General features: G+C 58.1%; 16 protein-coding genes. 1 reads left to right on the top strand and 15 read right to left on the bottom strand.

The features are described from left to right. Positions 1 to 231: 231 nt before the first annotated feature. The 14 genes from AC2FIC_RS05870 to ruvC all read right to left on the bottom strand — a co-directional run bounded on the left by AC2FIC_RS05870 (position 232) and on the right by ruvC (position 12,547). Entirely contained in the window at positions 232 to 807 is a 576-nt protein-coding gene (locus AC2FIC_RS05870) for an MOSC domain-containing protein (RefSeq protein ID WP_496692340.1), read from the bottom strand. A 101-nt stretch (positions 808 to 908) separates the two neighbouring features. After that, positions 909 to 2,825: an ATP-dependent zinc metalloprotease FtsH gene (ftsH, locus tag AC2FIC_RS05865; RefSeq protein WP_142640196.1), complete on the bottom strand. Its 1,917-nt coding sequence runs from the start codon at positions 2,823 to 2,825 to the stop codon at positions 909 to 911. A 76-nt stretch (positions 2,826 to 2,901) separates the two neighbouring features. Beyond that, positions 2,902 to 4,155 (bottom strand): tRNA lysidine(34) synthetase TilS, encoded by a 1,254-nt coding sequence (tilS, locus tag AC2FIC_RS05860; protein ID WP_496692339.1) that lies wholly within the window; start codon positions 4,153 to 4,155, stop codon positions 2,902 to 2,904. Further along, complete coding sequence (ybgF, locus tag AC2FIC_RS05855; protein WP_496692338.1) at positions 4,152 to 4,976, bottom strand: tol-pal system protein YbgF; 825 nt, start codon at positions 4,974 to 4,976, stop codon at positions 4,152 to 4,154. The genes tilS and ybgF overlap by 4 nt, the downstream gene beginning before the upstream one ends. A gap of 4 nt (positions 4,977 to 4,980) precedes the next feature. Continuing rightward, positions 4,981 to 5,490 carry a peptidoglycan-associated lipoprotein Pal gene (gene pal, locus AC2FIC_RS05850; protein ID WP_281973807.1) on the bottom strand — a complete coding sequence of 170 codons (510 nt, stop codon included), beginning with the start codon at positions 5,488 to 5,490 and terminating at the stop codon, positions 4,981 to 4,983. Positions 5,491 to 5,578: 88 nt separating this feature from the next. After that, positions 5,579 to 6,898 (bottom strand): Tol-Pal system beta propeller repeat protein TolB, encoded by a 1,320-nt coding sequence (gene tolB, locus AC2FIC_RS05845; protein ID WP_496692337.1) that lies wholly within the window; start codon positions 6,896 to 6,898, stop codon positions 5,579 to 5,581. Continuing rightward, positions 6,895 to 7,998: a cell envelope integrity protein TolA gene (gene tolA, locus AC2FIC_RS05840; RefSeq protein ID WP_496692336.1), complete on the bottom strand. Its 1,104-nt coding sequence runs from the start codon at positions 7,996 to 7,998 to the stop codon at positions 6,895 to 6,897. The genes tolB and tolA overlap by 4 nt, the downstream gene beginning before the upstream one ends. A 9-nt stretch (positions 7,999 to 8,007) precedes the next feature. Beyond that, positions 8,008 to 8,484: a protein TolR gene (gene tolR, locus AC2FIC_RS05835; RefSeq protein ID WP_142640204.1), complete on the bottom strand. Its 477-nt coding sequence runs from the start codon at positions 8,482 to 8,484 to the stop codon at positions 8,008 to 8,010. Position 8,485: 1 nt separating this feature from the next. Continuing rightward, complete coding sequence (gene tolQ, locus AC2FIC_RS05830; protein ID WP_142640185.1) at positions 8,486 to 9,181, bottom strand: protein TolQ; 696 nt, start codon at positions 9,179 to 9,181, stop codon at positions 8,486 to 8,488. 105 nt (positions 9,182 to 9,286) lie between these two features. Further along, positions 9,287 to 9,670, bottom strand: a complete 384-nt coding sequence (gene ybgC, locus AC2FIC_RS05825; protein ID WP_496692335.1) for a tol-pal system-associated acyl-CoA thioesterase — start codon at positions 9,668 to 9,670, stop codon at positions 9,287 to 9,289. After that, positions 9,667 to 10,290: a hypothetical protein gene (locus AC2FIC_RS05820; RefSeq protein ID WP_496692334.1), complete on the bottom strand. Its 624-nt coding sequence runs from the start codon at positions 10,288 to 10,290 to the stop codon at positions 9,667 to 9,669. Before AC2FIC_RS05820 ends, ybgC begins: the two co-directional genes overlap by 4 nt. 61 nt (positions 10,291 to 10,351) lie before the next feature. After that, positions 10,352 to 11,371: a Holliday junction branch migration DNA helicase RuvB gene (gene ruvB / locus AC2FIC_RS05815; RefSeq protein ID WP_496692333.1), complete on the bottom strand. Its 1,020-nt coding sequence runs from the start codon at positions 11,369 to 11,371 to the stop codon at positions 10,352 to 10,354. 4 nt (positions 11,372 to 11,375) lie between these two features. Beyond that, positions 11,376 to 12,053: a Holliday junction branch migration protein RuvA gene (gene ruvA / locus AC2FIC_RS05810; protein WP_142640177.1), complete on the bottom strand. Its 678-nt coding sequence runs from the start codon at positions 12,051 to 12,053 to the stop codon at positions 11,376 to 11,378. Next, positions 12,050 to 12,547, bottom strand: coding sequence for a crossover junction endodeoxyribonuclease RuvC (gene ruvC / locus AC2FIC_RS05805; protein ID WP_142640175.1), 498 nt, complete (start codon positions 12,545 to 12,547; stop codon positions 12,050 to 12,052). Before ruvC ends, ruvA begins: the two co-directional genes overlap by 4 nt. Before the next feature lie 333 nt (positions 12,548 to 12,880). Between ruvC and AC2FIC_RS05800 the strand changes: the two genes are divergently transcribed. Continuing rightward, a complete protein-coding gene (locus tag AC2FIC_RS05800) occupies positions 12,881 to 13,093 on the top strand; it encodes a DUF1127 domain-containing protein (protein ID WP_496692332.1) in 213 nt (70 codons plus the stop codon). Between the two features lie 102 nt (positions 13,094 to 13,195). Here the strand turns inward: AC2FIC_RS05800 and AC2FIC_RS05795 are convergent, their stop codons facing one another. Then, complete coding sequence (locus AC2FIC_RS05795) at positions 13,196 to 13,540, bottom strand: hypothetical protein (RefSeq protein WP_142640171.1); 345 nt, start codon at positions 13,538 to 13,540, stop codon at positions 13,196 to 13,198. Positions 13,541 to 13,614: the final 74 nt, after the last annotated feature.

Raw genomic sequence — 13,614 nt, 5'->3', positions numbered from 1 at the left:
CCAATCTCCTGAATCGGCTTCTTCTTCGCCTCACGCGCAATTTCGATGTCAGATTTATAGCTCATTGGGTTTCGGTCCCTGATTGAATTCCGTGCAAACCCGACGCAGAACGCCGGCGCTGCTCACTCCATACCGTTGTGTACCAAATTGGTGGCTATGGATTCCGACATAATTGCGCCTTGAAACGTCGTAGCGTCACATCGGCACCTTCCGATCGGAAATTGCGGTCCCTTATGGTGTCCAGGCTCTCTGATCGGGGACAAACAGTGTAAGCTCATCGCCCAGATTCAGCTCTCCGGGTCTTTCGACCCAAGCCGTGACCCCCCTCCGTCCCTGCGCTGCGGGCTTGAAGGCAGCACCATATCCGGGCAAGTCAGCCTCGATCTCGCGCCCTGGCAGGATACAGGGCCGGTTTTCCATGTCGATCGTCAGCGTCAGGCCATTTTCCACCTGCAAACGAGACGAGGGCGGAATATGGGTGAAATCCGGAATGCCGCGCAAGACAATGCTGACACCCAGATGGGACGGGTCCAGCTTACCCAAGCCCATTTCCTGCGCGATGGCATCAAGTTCTTCTGCGGACAGGATCGATAACTGCCGCACATTGCGAATTTCGGTGCCTACCGGGTACAGGTTTTTGACCCGCACACAAGAAGTACGATTCACCCCTTCGTGACGCGCGCCTTGATCACCCGAGAAACCCAAATCCAGACTGTCCACGGAATTGGCCCGGAGAGTTTTACCTGCTGGTACGTGGCCCAACCAAACAACTTCGCCCGTGAATTCGGTTTCGCGCAATACCGGCATATTTATCCCTTTTTCAGAACTGACATCTGATGCGGTATAAAGGGCAAACCTTCGCGATTGAAAAGAAAAAAGACCCGGGACAGGCCCGGGTCTTTGAAAGTTTAAGCCGTTGGTTCCGGCTCCATCCCGCCATCGGGCGGAGTTTTCTTAACCTTGGTTTTCGGAATGGCTGTCACGCTGGGGGCGCTGCCCTCATCAGGTTTGTCGCCCTCGTCATCGCTTTCGCTGGGCGGCTCGCCATTCATGACGCGTTTGATCTCGTCACCGGTCAGGGTTTCATATTCCAGCAGCCCTTGGGCCAGACGTTCCCATTGCTCGTTCTGTTCTGACAGGATCTGATGCGCACGCTCATATCCTTGCTGGATCAGGCGCTTGACCTCTTCCTCGATCAGTTCCTTGGTATGGGCCGAGACCGAGAACCCGGCAGTGTTGCCAGAATAGCCATCATGCGCTTCGGCATAGTCGATATTGCCGACCTTGTCCGACATGCCCCAGCGCATCACCATCGCCCGCGACAGTTGGCTGGCCTGCATGATATCGCCCGCCGGACCGTTCGAGACATGGTCCTCGCCATATTTGATCACCTCAGCCGCCTTACCGGCCATGGTCATGGCCAGCTTTTGCTCACACTCATCGCGGTGATAGTTTAGGCGGTCCATTTCTGGCAGTGACACCACCATGCCCAGCGCACCACCACGCGGAATGATCGTTGCCTTATAGACCGGATCACACAACGGCAGCGTCATACCAACAACGGCATGCCCTGATTCGTGATAGGCAGTCTTTTCCTTCTGGTCCTGGGTCAGCACCATCGAGCGGCGCTCGGCACCCATCATCACCTTGTCCTTGGCATTCTCGAAATCTTCCATGGTAACAAAGCGGCGACCGACGCGGGCGGCCATCAGCGCGGCCTCATTCACGAGGTTGGCCAGATCAGCACCCGAGAAGCCCGGAGTCCCGCGCGCGATGATGCGCAAATCGACATCAGGTCCGAGAGGCGTCTTGCGTGCGTGAACGCCCAAGATCTTCTCGCGGCCTTTGATGTCGGGGTTGCCGACAGTCACGTTGCGGTCGAAACGGCCCGGACGCAGCAGCGCAGGGTCCAAAACGTCCTTACGGTTGGTGGCCGCCAGGATAATCACGCCCTCATTGGCCTCGAACCCGTCCATCTCGACGAGCAACTGGTTGAGCGTTTGTTCACGTTCGTCATTACCCCCGCCATAACCGGCACCACGATGGCGGCCAACGGCGTCAATCTCGTCAATAAAGACGATACAGGGAGCGTTTTTCTTGGCCTGTTCGAACATGTCGCGGACACGGGATGCACCGACACCGACGAACATCTCAACAAAGTCCGAACCCGAAATGGTGAAGAAGGGCACACCCGCCTCACCCGCAATGGCGCGGGCCAGCAGCGTTTTACCGGTCCCCGGAGGGCCCACCAACAAAGCGCCTTTTGGAATCTTGCCACCCAGACGACTGAATTTCTGCGGATTGCGCAAGAATTCTACGATCTCTTCCAATTCTTCCTTGGCCTCGTCGATGCCAGCGACATCATCAAAAGTTACACGGCCATGCTTTTCGGTCAGCATCTTGGCTTTGGACTTGCCAAAGCCCATCGCGCCACCTTTGCCGCCACCCTGCATCCGGTTCATGAAGTAGACCCAGACACCGATCAGCAGCAGGAAAGGAAGAAGAGTGACCAGGAAAGACTGAATGCCCGATTGCTGTTGTTTCACAGCCTGAACCGGGATGCTTTCATCGATCAGCAGTTTGGTCACCTCGGCATCGCCGGGCTTGATCGTGACATAGCTTGCGCCGCTTTGCGTGGTATAGCGAATTTGCTCGCCATCCAATGTCACGTTTTTGACTTCGCCGCCTTCAACAGCGGTCACGAAATCAGAATAGGTTCTTTCATTGCTCTGAAGCGTTCCACCTGGTCCGCTGAACAGATTGAACAGTGCAAGGATCAGCAAAAACAGAACGACCCAAAAGGCGATGTTACGAGCGTTGCCCAAGAAAAATCTCCCAAAAGATTTCGGCAGATGGGGATCTGCCGGGTTGCTCTTTAAAATAGAGATGATTCAAGCAGGTTCAATGCGATAAAACCGAAGAGTGAAACTCGGGCTCTTCTGGCGTCAGTTCTGCAAGCCAACCATTTGAGAAACCCACCATAGGTGCAGATACCAAGACCTCTCCACTCCAGACGGACGGAGACGCCAGAAGCGCGGCGCGCGGTTTTCCAAGTGCACGCCAATCTGGCACGGCCTGCAAACCAGCCGCACCTAACGGGTGAACCTGCGCGTCGGGAATCGCCGGGCCAGACAGGATCCACCGTCCATCCCAAATCTGACCGGGTGCGCCGGGTGCGCTCTCAACGGCATTTAGCTCTCTGCAAATCCACATTTTATCGGCTTTTGGGATCAAGAGGCATCCACCAATCGTTGCCGCCTCACCCTGATCAATCGCGAGCAGCGCCCGGTCTGTTGCAGCCTGACGCGGTGGATATCCGCGGCCCGCAATCCAGCGGACACAACCTGTAAGAAGACGACGTCGAATTTCCGCAGGCAGAGTGGAAAATTTCGCGCGATCGACACAGATATCGCCGCCATCGACACTCAGGACCTGACGGGCGGAATCCTGCGTAATCTGCTCTAATGCTTCACGGGCTTGAGCAAGGTTTTCAGCAACGCGGGACAGAGAATGCGCCGAAATCCCAATTTCGGACAAGCCGGTCAACGCGTCGCGCGCCTTGATACGATCAAACCGCCGGTCGTGATTCGATGGATCCTCGATCCAATCTGTGCCAATCTCGGCAAGATAATCGCGCAGTTGTTGCCGGGTGATCCCCAACATCGGTCGCAGCAGCATGATCCCTTGATAGCTCCGCATTGCGGGCATGCCGGACAATCCCGTCACACCAGCAGCGCGCGCCAATCGCATCAGCATGGTTTCGGCTTGATCATCGGCGGTGTGTCCCAGGGCAATCGCGCCGATCTGCTTGTCACGCGCCCAGTCTGACAGCAACTGGTACCGGGCCTGCCGCGCCCTATCCTGCAGGTTACCTGTCTGGTCCCACCCCTGCCAGTGCAACGTCTCATGTGGAAGGCCCAGACCCTGGGCAAGCTGCGCCACCCAATCTGCCTCCGCCACCGCTTCGGGGCGCAGATTGTGGTTCACCGTGGCGACAAACAGCTCAACCTGTTCCTCTTGGGCGATGTGCTTCAACAAACTCAGCAAAGCAACTGAGTCACCGCCACCGGATACCGCAACACCTAGACGGCGCGGAAGGTTTTCCGGCAATCGCGCGCGGAGTTCGGATTTCAGGAGTGTGCCTTGTGTGGTCAAGTACAACCCAGTGACGTCATTTCCTGCGTGGCGCTGGAGACCAATGCCGAGGCCGGGAACCGGACGCTAACCTCGCTCAGTGTGATACACGCCTGTTCGGTCTGTCCCAGACGGCCCAGCGCAGCACCCAGTTCGAACAAAGCCTCAGGCGCATAGGCGCCTTCGGAATCGCCGGTGAAGCTGGCAAGGAATGCCTTTGCCGCTTCGCGGGTGTCGCCAATGCCCTCCAACGCCTGTCCGCGCTTTAGGTGTGCTTCGGGCGCAAGCGGGCTTCCGGGATATGATGTATCGAATACTGCGAACTGATCCGCGGCGGCCTGGAAGTTTCCATCGGCCAGCGCCTGAGCAGCGGCATTGAAATCCGCTTGCTCGCCTACTGCCAACTCACCCAGGTCGGCATCGGTTGGCGCTGTCGGAGCAGTAGGGGCTGCGGATGTGATGTCCGTTTCTCCGCCCAGAGTTGTTGTATCACCGAGCGTACTCAGGTCGCCGCCTTCCAGTTCGACCAAGCGAAACTCAAGATCACCGATGCGGTTGGTGCCGTCGGTTACAATATTCTGTACACGCTGGTTCAACTGCTCGGTCTGGCGCGTCAGGCGCTGCAACTCGGCCTCTATGGCATCAACGCGTTCAAGTATCGAACTGCCGGACAGGTTCGGGGCCGGAGAGCCGGTTGTTGAAAACTCGCGCTTGAGCCGCTGAATTTCCACATGCAGCACCGTCAGTTCCTGCCGGATATCCGCCAAGGTTTGCTGATCCTGTGCTTGTGCCAAACCGGCGGTCGCCAAAACTGCGGCCAGAACCCATCCTGCTAGTTTCATCGTCTTATCCCAAAGTTGATCCGGTCAGCACCGTGACTGCACGACGGTTTTTCGAATAGCAGTCCTCGGTGCTGCAAATCTCGATCGGACGCTCTTTGCCAAAACTGACAGTTGTCAGCCGGTTGCCCGCTACTCCGCGGGAAATCAGGAACTCGCGGGCGGCATTTGCCCGGCGCGCACCCAGTGCGAGGTTATACTCACGCGTGCCCTGCTCATCCGCATGGCCTTCGATCGTTGCCACAAAGTCGGGGTTGGCCATCAGCCAGTCGGCCTGCCCCTGCAGCACTGACTGCGCCTGCGGAGTAAGCGTCGACTGATCGACTGAAAACAGAACCCGGTCACCAACAGTTTGCTGGAAATATGCAGGCGAGCGCGGATCACTTGGAGAGCCCGCGGCCAGCCCGCCATTTGCGCCATTGCCAAAGCCGCCGCCCAGCGCAGACGGATCGTTATTGGTGCAGGCTGCCAACGCGCCAAACACACCTAGTGCTAGGATTTTGCCCAATACGTTCATCTCAGGTGCCTCGTTGTTTTTTCTCTTTATTGCCGTCTCTGTAGCATAGTGCAGGTTCCTTGTGAACTTTTCCTGCCAGCAGCCGTGATCAATTCTGCAGTGGACCCCATGACGGATCGCTGCCCCCATCCGGGGTGCGGATCGGGCGCAGGTTGCGTCCCGAGATATCAACCGAATACAGCGTCGCCCGGCCACTTGCGCCCTGGGTTTCTCGGGTGAACATGATCACGCGACCATTAGGGGACCATGTCGGTCCTTCGTCCAGAAACGACGAGGTCAGCAAACGCTCTTCGCTGCCATCTGTTCGCATGACACCGATATGAAATCGGCCTTTGTTCTGCTTGGTAAACGCAATCAGATCGCCACGGGGGGACCAGACCGGCGTTCCATAACGGCCCTGACCAAAGCTGATCCGCGTCGCCTCGCCCCCGTTTGCGGGCATGATGTAAAGCTGTGGCGTGCCCGAACGGTCGCTTTCAAACACGATCTGGGAACCGTCTGGCGAATAGCTGGGGGCGGTTTCGATCGCGGGCGTATTGGTCAGCCGCACGCTTTGCCCGGAAGCCAGATCCATTTTCCACAGGTCCGTATTGCCGCCCTGAATAAGCGAATAGACGATCGACCGTCCATCCGGCGAAAACCGGGGCGAAAAGCTCATCGTGCCGCCCTGGGTGTTCAACTCAGTCCGCCTGACCCGCTCGATATCCAGAACATAGATGCGCGGCTGACCGGATTCGTAGCTGGTATAGAGCAGTTGATCACCGGCAGGTGAAAAGCGTGGTGCCAGAACAATGGCGGCGCTGTCGGTCAGGTACTGCACATTCGCACCATCATAATCCATGATCGCCAGCCGTTTCAGGCGCTGGTTTTTGGGGCCGCTTTCCGAGACAAAGGCAACGCGACTGTCGAAATAGGCGCCCTCGCCCGTTACACGGCTATAGACTTGATCCGCCACTTTATGGGCCATGCGCCGCCACCCTTCAGTCGTCCCGGCAAACTGCAGACCGTTGCCCAGCTCCTGCCCAGAAAACACATCCCAGACCCTGAACCGCACCGTCAGGTGATTGCCCGACACATTCACAGCACCTGTCACCAAAGCCTCGGCATTGATGGCTTTCCAATCCGCAAACCGAACGGGATCTTCAAAGCTGGCCACTTGGCTGATGAAAGCATCAGACAGAATTTCGCGAAACAGCCCCGTTCCGGTCAGATCCGCCGCCACAACCCGCGAGATATCCTGGGCGTATTGGGCTGCCGCCGTACTATCGGGAACAAAACTTGGAACCGCAAAGGGCAAGGGTTCGATGATCCCCTGATCCAACTCCAGGCGGAGCGGCCCACTTTGGGCGTGAACGGGTGCCGACACCAGTGTCAGGCCAAGCAACAGGCTGGTCAGAAGTCTCATCATTTGATCCGCATCCTCTCGGGATTGAATGTAATCTCAATATCCTGCCAATGCTCGTATTTATCGGTTGGCAGGTCATATCCTTTGGCTCCACAGCGCAAAATGGCACGTCGAGCGGCCTCATAGGCTTGTCTGGCTGCGCCGTCAGAACCGCCTGAGCTGTCGATCATGTGCAAGCTGCCGCCAACCACCTTGCCATCACGGGTCAACGAAAATCCGACAACAACAACTGTCTGCAGAGCATCCGTGGACAAGGACCCGACGTTCCAGCATTGGGAAACGGCCAATCGCATCGCGTCCTTTTCGCCGCTGGTCAAGGGCGGACCAGAGGGTTCACTCCCTTGTCCCAACGCCTCGGCCAGCGCATCTTTGATGGCTGTTTCCGTCTGCGCGGGCTCTGTGGGTTCGGGCTCGGGCGTCTCCGCCACTTCGGGCTCGACCGGTGGCGTCGGGCGGTTGGGACGGATCCGCGGGCGCGGCGATGTTCGGGGAGCGTTTTCTTTGGGCTCTTCCGCTTCGGTCACAATCTCGTCAGCCTTTTCCTCGGGGGCGGTCTGATCCTGCTGTTCCTGCTGGGTCTCGGCTCCCTCGTCCAAAGATACGGCCGGGGTTTCGATTTCATCAGGCGCGGCCTCGGGCGGAGGCGGCGCAACCGGCACCGGCGCAACATTCTCGGCCGGGCTGGGCTGTGCTTCTGGCCCAGAAGGCACCGTAAGGTCGACGGTCTCGGGGGCGGGAGTGTCCAACACCGGTGGCTGTTCAATCACCACCGGTTCTGGCGGCGGCTCAACCGGTTCAGGCTCAGGATCCGGGTCCGGGTCGGGTTCAGCAGGTTCCGCCTCTTGCAACGAAGGCTGCTCCTCCACTACCGGTTCCGACGCTGGATCCTCTTCTGTTGGGGCCTCAGGCGGCTGCAGCGCTGTTGGCGTCGGCACTTCGGGCGCATCCCGCTGAGCGGTCATTGCCGCAAATTGCTCAGCCGAAATGACCGAGACATCCTGCACGGCCATAGGTAATGGTTCGGACCGGAAGGTGCCGCCGAAAAATGCCCAACCAATCAGACTGACATGGGCAATCGCCGAGATCTTGGTGCCGGTATCCACCGTGCGGCCTCACTCTCCACCGTCGTCCAGTGTCGGGCCGCCCGTATCGGTCACCAGCCCCACATTGGAGAACCCACCCGCATTAAGCGCGCCCATTACCTGCATCACCTGCGCATAAGGGATCGCACCATCCGCGCGCAAAAACACTCGGTCGCTACTGCGTTCTGCTGCGATGGCACGCAGTTTTCCAATCAGCTCTTCGCGCAGAATATCCGTGGTTTGGATTTGCACCCTGCCATCCGCGGTCAGCGTGACGGTCAAAGGTTCCTCGTTATCGCCGGGCAGCGCACTGGCCGCCGTTTTAGGCAGATCAACCGGGACACCAACAGTCAGCAAGGGCGCAGCCACCATGAAGATGATAAGCAGCACCAGCATAACGTCCACAAAGGGTGTGACGTTGATCTCAGCCATCGGCTGCGCGCGACCGCGACGCCGACCCCGCCGGCGTCCATTCCCGCCCGAGGATTGCTGTACCGCAGCCCCCATCTCAGCTGTCCAGCTGGCGCGACAGAATGGTGGCGAACTCATCGGCAAAGGCTTCATAGCCTCCAACGATCCGATCACTATCTGCGCTGAGTTTGTTATAAAAAATCACCGCCGGAATCGCGGCCAACAGGCCCAGGCCGGTGGCCAGCAACGCCTCGGCAATACCGGGCGCGACAACAGCCAGGTTGGTGTTCTGCTGCTCGGCAATCTCGATGAACGCATTCATGATACCCCAAACCGTTCCGAACAGACCAATGAAGGGTGCAGTTGAGCCGACAGTGGCCAGAATGGGCAGGCCCTTTTGCAGCGCCTCGGCCTCTTTCGCGATGGCCACATCCATCGACCGATCAATGCGTGCAGTGGCACCAGCTATCAGCCCGCCATCAGTGCGGTGCGAGCGGCGCCATTCGATCATGCCCGAGGCAAATATCTTCTCCGAACTGCCATCGGGTTGGGTACCGATCTGCTCGAACAGTTCATCCAGGGGGTTCCCGGACCAGAAAGCCTCATCAAAAACCTGAGCTTCACGCCTTGCAGCACGGTAATTGATCAGTTTCTGGATGATGATCCCCCAGGACCAGACTGATGCGCCAATCAGCATCAGCATTACCAGTTTAACGATAAAAGTCGCGCGGGCAAAAAGCCCCCACATGGAGAAATCGATCTCCTGCGCCAGCGCCAGCGTTTCAGCTTCCATGAACCTGCTCTTTGTTTTGCCTGACAGCCTTACGGCCTTGTTTTGTCAAACGCTAACGCAGATGGGGGCGAATTGCCAACAGAACCACCCGGGCCCTGCAAATTGTTACAACAATGCGCGAATCTCTGCCGGAAGGCGTACGGGCTTGCCCTGCGCATTCATACAGACGGCGGTAACGATGGCGCGAAAAATCTCCTCTTCGCCCCGTTTGACCACTTGCGCCATGATCAGACGGACACCGGACAGAGACTTGATTTCGGTCTCGATCTCCAGATCGTCGTCAAATTTGGCCGGGGCCAGGTATTCCGCCTCGATCCGGCGTACGACCCAGACGATACCCGCGTCGCGCATGGCATTCTGGTCGTTGCCCAAACGCCGCACATAATCAGACCGGGCGCGTTCGATGTATTTCAGATAATTGGCGTGATAAACGACCCCGCCCATGTCGGTGTCTTCATAAAATACTTTAACGGAATAAACGTGCTTCATTGCGGTTGATCCAATCTGGCAAACAATCTCAGCGCATGAGAGGCATCCTGCGCCGCGCCCGGCAGGACAGGATCGTATGCCGCCCGGATCAACCCGGCAATGTCTGGTCGCAATATCGTCGCGTCACCCGCCACTGCCAAGGGCGACTGGTTGCGAAAAGCGGTATCGGACCAGAGCAGCACCGTTTGCACCACCTGGCTGAGCGCAAGCGTTTCAGCGGGGATTTGCGACAATTCATTGTCCATCCGCAAAAACACAAAGGCCGCACGAATGGCGCCGTCTTCTTCAAAACGGAATATCCGGTACTGGTTGGCATCGGCCGCGATCAACCGATCAACCAACGGCCCCAGATCAGGGACCAAACGGTCCAGATCGGGCACTTCTGTCAGTTCTTTCCAGTCGCGGAAGAAAAAGACCATGCAGTTGGCGCCAAGCTCGGGGTCGGTTTCTGCCATCTGATGCCCTGCCAGTGTTACCACTGCCTCGAACGCGCCTTTGACCGTGGCCAAACTTTCATCTTCGACCCCAAAGACGATCGGCACGATGGGGCGGCCCCAGCGCGCAAACAGGAACTCTCCGCTTTCGCGGGTGAACAGGGCTTGAATGTCTTCGGGTGTCACGCGCAATCCTCGGCAATCGGACATTGTTTGGCGGAACCCTTAAAAGCTCACACGCGCGGCTTCAACCAAACAGATCGTTTTGCCCCTTGGGTGCGGCCATGCCCAGATGCGTCCACGCCTTCTGCGCCAGCATCCGGCCACGCGGTGTGCGTTGGATCAGGCCTTGCTGCAAGAGGAAGGGTTCGATCACCTCCTCCAGCGAGTCCCGGCTTTCCGACAAAGCTGCCGACAAGGTTTCGATACCTACCGGCCCGCCCGAGTAATTCTCGGCGATCAGCTTCAGATACCGGCGGTCCGCGCCGTCCAGCCCCAGATGATCGACCCCCAGCCGCGTCAACGCCCCATCAGCCAAATCGCGGGTGATCCGTCCATCGCCTTCGACGATTGCGAAATCCACCACCCGCCGCAGCAGGCGCCCGGCGATCCGAGGCGTTCCGCGTGACCGGCGCGCGATCTCTCGGGCACCACTGTCATCAGCCGGTGCTCCAAGCTTGCGCGCGTTGCGGGTGACAATCTCGTGCAATTCATCAACGGTATAGAACTGCAGGCGTGTCGGGATGCCAAAGCGGTCGCGCAGCGGCGTGGTCAGCAGCCCCATCCGGGTTGTGGCCCCGACCAGAGTAAACGGCTGCAACTCGATCCTCACCGTGCGCGCGGCCGGGCCTTCACCAATCACCAGATCCAGCTCGAAATCCTCCATCGCCGGGTACAGGACCTCTTCGACCGCTGGATTCAATCGATGGATTTCGTCAATGAACAGCACATCGCGCGCTTCCAGATTGGTCAGGATCGCCGCCAGATCGCCCGCCTTTGCCAGAACCGGGCCAGATGTCATCCGAAAATTCACGCCCAACTCACGCGCGATGATCTGCGCCAGCGTGGTCTTGCCCAGACCCGGAGGGCCATGGAACAGCGTATGATCCATTGCCTCACCCCTTTGGCGAGCTGATTGAATAAAGATACGCAGATTGGCGCGCGCCTCGGCTTGACCGATGAATTCGTCCAGTCCCTGCGGGCGCAAGGCGCGGTCATTGTCTTCCGGCAACGGCTCGGGGCGCAGGGTGGGATCGGCATCTACCATTCAATCACCCTTTCGGAGCCAATAGTTTCAACGCAGCGCGGATCAGGTCCGCCTCACCCGCTTCGGGCAAGCTTGCCGCGGCTTCGGCCACGGCTGACGCGGCCTCGGACGGGCCGTAGCCCAGATTGGAGAGTGCCGACAATGCCCCGGCAGATGCTGCTGCATTACCTGATGCGCTTATGGTGGGCCGCTTTGGCACAGGTGTCGGTTCAGTCAGTTCCACCACATCCAGCGCGGGGCCATCCATTGCCTCGGTCACCGTGCCGCCCATGGCCATAACGCCGGGCGCCTTGTCTTTGAGGTCCAGCACGATCCGCTGCGCGGTTTTGGGGCCTACGCCCTTGGCTGCCTTGACCGCCCCCCAATCGCCCAGAGCAATCGCCCTGCTGACACCATCGGGGCCCAAGGCGCTGAGGATTGCTAGCGAAACCTTGGCCCCGACCCCTTGCACCGAGCACAGCAGGCGATGCCATTCCTTCTCGACCAGCGAAAGGAACCCGTAAAGCTGCATCAAATCCTCGCGCACCACCATGTCGGTGTAGATCGAGATCGCCTCACCCACGCCCGGCAGCGCAGCCATCGTACGGTCCGAGCAATAGACCAGATAGCCGACCCCACGCACGTCGATCAGCACGTGATCCGGCGCGCGGTAATCCAACCGGCCTGTCAGCTTGCCAATCATGCCCGCACCTGTTTCATCCGCGACTGTGGCGTTGCCCCGTAAAAGGAATGACAGATCGCTATCGCCAGCGCATCCGCGGCATCCGCGCCCTTGGGCTGACAGCCCGGCAGTTGCAACTTGACCATATGAAGAACCTGTTCCTTTTCGGCATGGCCCACGCCCACAACCGTTTTCTTGACTCGATTGGGCGCATATTCTCCCACTGGCAACCCGGCCTGCGCCAGCGTCAACAACGCCACACCCCGCGCCTGACCCAGCTTTAGCGTACCGGCCCCGTCCTTGTTCACAAAGGTCTGTTCGATGGCGGCCTGATCGGGCTGATGCTCGGCAATCACTTCGACGATCTGATTATGGAGCGATAGCAACCGCTCTCCCAGATCATCCCCGTCCGATTTACATAACCCATTGGCAACATGACTGAGACGGCTGCCATGTGATTCGATGACGCCCCATCCCAGGGTCCGTAGCCCCGGATCAATGCCCAGAATTCGCATATATAGCCTCGGCCTGCTCGGATTTGTGTGTTCTTTTTTACCGACTAGCACGAAACAAGAACATTTTCCAAGCGAATTGACTGATGGTCAGATTGCGACACGGTCGTCCTGTCTCCGACAGAATGAGCTGATTACGACCGGAAAATGTCGGGTTTCGACCAGTTTGATGAAGGCAAAATTGCCAATAAATTAAGGCGTTTCCATGTTTTTCGAGCGTTGCAAAAAACGCATAGGACACATGCAATTTCTATGCTTGTGCAGTCAGAAAACCATCCCTAAATGCCCGTCAGATCGCAAGATCAGAGTTTAACACAAACCGGAAGGAAACAGGATATGGCTGCACTGGACACAACCCGCACCACCACTGGCTCATTTGGCCTCGTCGGCCGTATCGGTACGACTTTCGCAATGGTCGTAAACGCCGTTGTCGAATGGAATGATGCCCGCGTTACACGCAACGCGCTGAGCGGTCTGTCGGACCGCGAGCTGGAAGATATCGGCCTGTGCCGTGGCGACATTGAAATCGTCGTGGAAGGCCGCCGTTAAGGCAAAGCAAACCTACCGTTGATTTTCCCCTTCTCCCTCGGGGCAAAGAAGAACGCCGCGTATCCCCGGATACGCGGCGTTTCTAATCAAAGCGGAAGAAACTTAGCGGAGAACTTTGCTGAGTTGAGACGAGAGGGCCTGTGATACCGGGTCGATCTGCATGATCCATGCCCCCGCCTTCTCCACTTCGGTCCCTTGCGCAAGGCTATCGACACGATACTGGTAGGCCGACGACCCCAAGCTGGTCAGCAAAAGCGTTTTGAATGCGAACAGCCCAGCCAAGCAGATCAGCAGAGCCTTTGCAGGCACCGCGGACTGAACCCGCTGTGGTTTCATTACAACCAAGCCATCTTTGCGCATAGTCGCACGATAACCACGGGTCATCTTCGAATGTTTCTTGTTCAGCCGATGAACGCGCTGATCAAATTCAATTTGTTTTCCAGTCATGGCAGCCTCCAAATCAACCGCCCCCCAATTCCACGTCATTGACGGTAAAAACAGATTGCGACAAAAAAGAGGCG

This window comes from Ruegeria sp. CDSC079 (assembly GCF_059610505.1).
Note: the sequence above shows the minus strand (reverse complement) of the source record. Positions and strands in the feature narration are given on the sequence as shown.

Bases quoted from the DNA above. Each gene is read 5' to 3' on its own strand.
- ruvB (WP_496692333.1), bottom strand. From the start codon at position 11,371: ATGGTAGATGCCGATCCCACCCTGCGCCCCGAGCCGTTGCCGGAAGAC.
- ybgF (WP_496692338.1), bottom strand. From the start codon at position 4,976: ATGAAACTAGCAGGATGGGTTCTGGCCGCAGTTTTGGCGACCGCCGGT.
- AC2FIC_RS05795 (WP_142640171.1), bottom strand. From the start codon at position 13,540: ATGACTGGAAAACAAATTGAATTTGATCAGCGCGTTCATCGGCTGAAC.
- AC2FIC_RS05870 (WP_496692340.1), bottom strand. From the start codon at position 807: ATGCCGGTATTGCGCGAAACCGAATTCACGGGCGAAGTTGTTTGGTTG.
- AC2FIC_RS05800 (WP_496692332.1), top strand. From the start codon at position 12,881: ATGGCTGCACTGGACACAACCCGCACCACCACTGGCTCATTTGGCCTC.
- ruvA (WP_142640177.1), bottom strand. From the start codon at position 12,053: ATGATTGGCAAGCTGACAGGCCGGTTGGATTACCGCGCGCCGGATCAC.
- tolR (WP_142640204.1), bottom strand. From the start codon at position 8,484: ATGGGGGCTGCGGTACAGCAATCCTCGGGCGGGAATGGACGCCGGCGG.
- ruvC (WP_142640175.1), bottom strand. From the start codon at position 12,547: ATGCGAATTCTGGGCATTGATCCGGGGCTACGGACCCTGGGATGGGGC.
- pal (WP_281973807.1), bottom strand. From the start codon at position 5,490: ATGAACGTATTGGGCAAAATCCTAGCACTAGGTGTGTTTGGCGCGTTG.
- tolQ (WP_142640185.1), bottom strand. From the start codon at position 9,181: ATGGAAGCTGAAACGCTGGCGCTGGCGCAGGAGATCGATTTCTCCATG.
- tolB (WP_496692337.1), bottom strand. From the start codon at position 6,898: ATGATGAGACTTCTGACCAGCCTGTTGCTTGGCCTGACACTGGTGTCG.
- ybgC (WP_496692335.1), bottom strand. From the start codon at position 9,670: ATGAAGCACGTTTATTCCGTTAAAGTATTTTATGAAGACACCGACATG.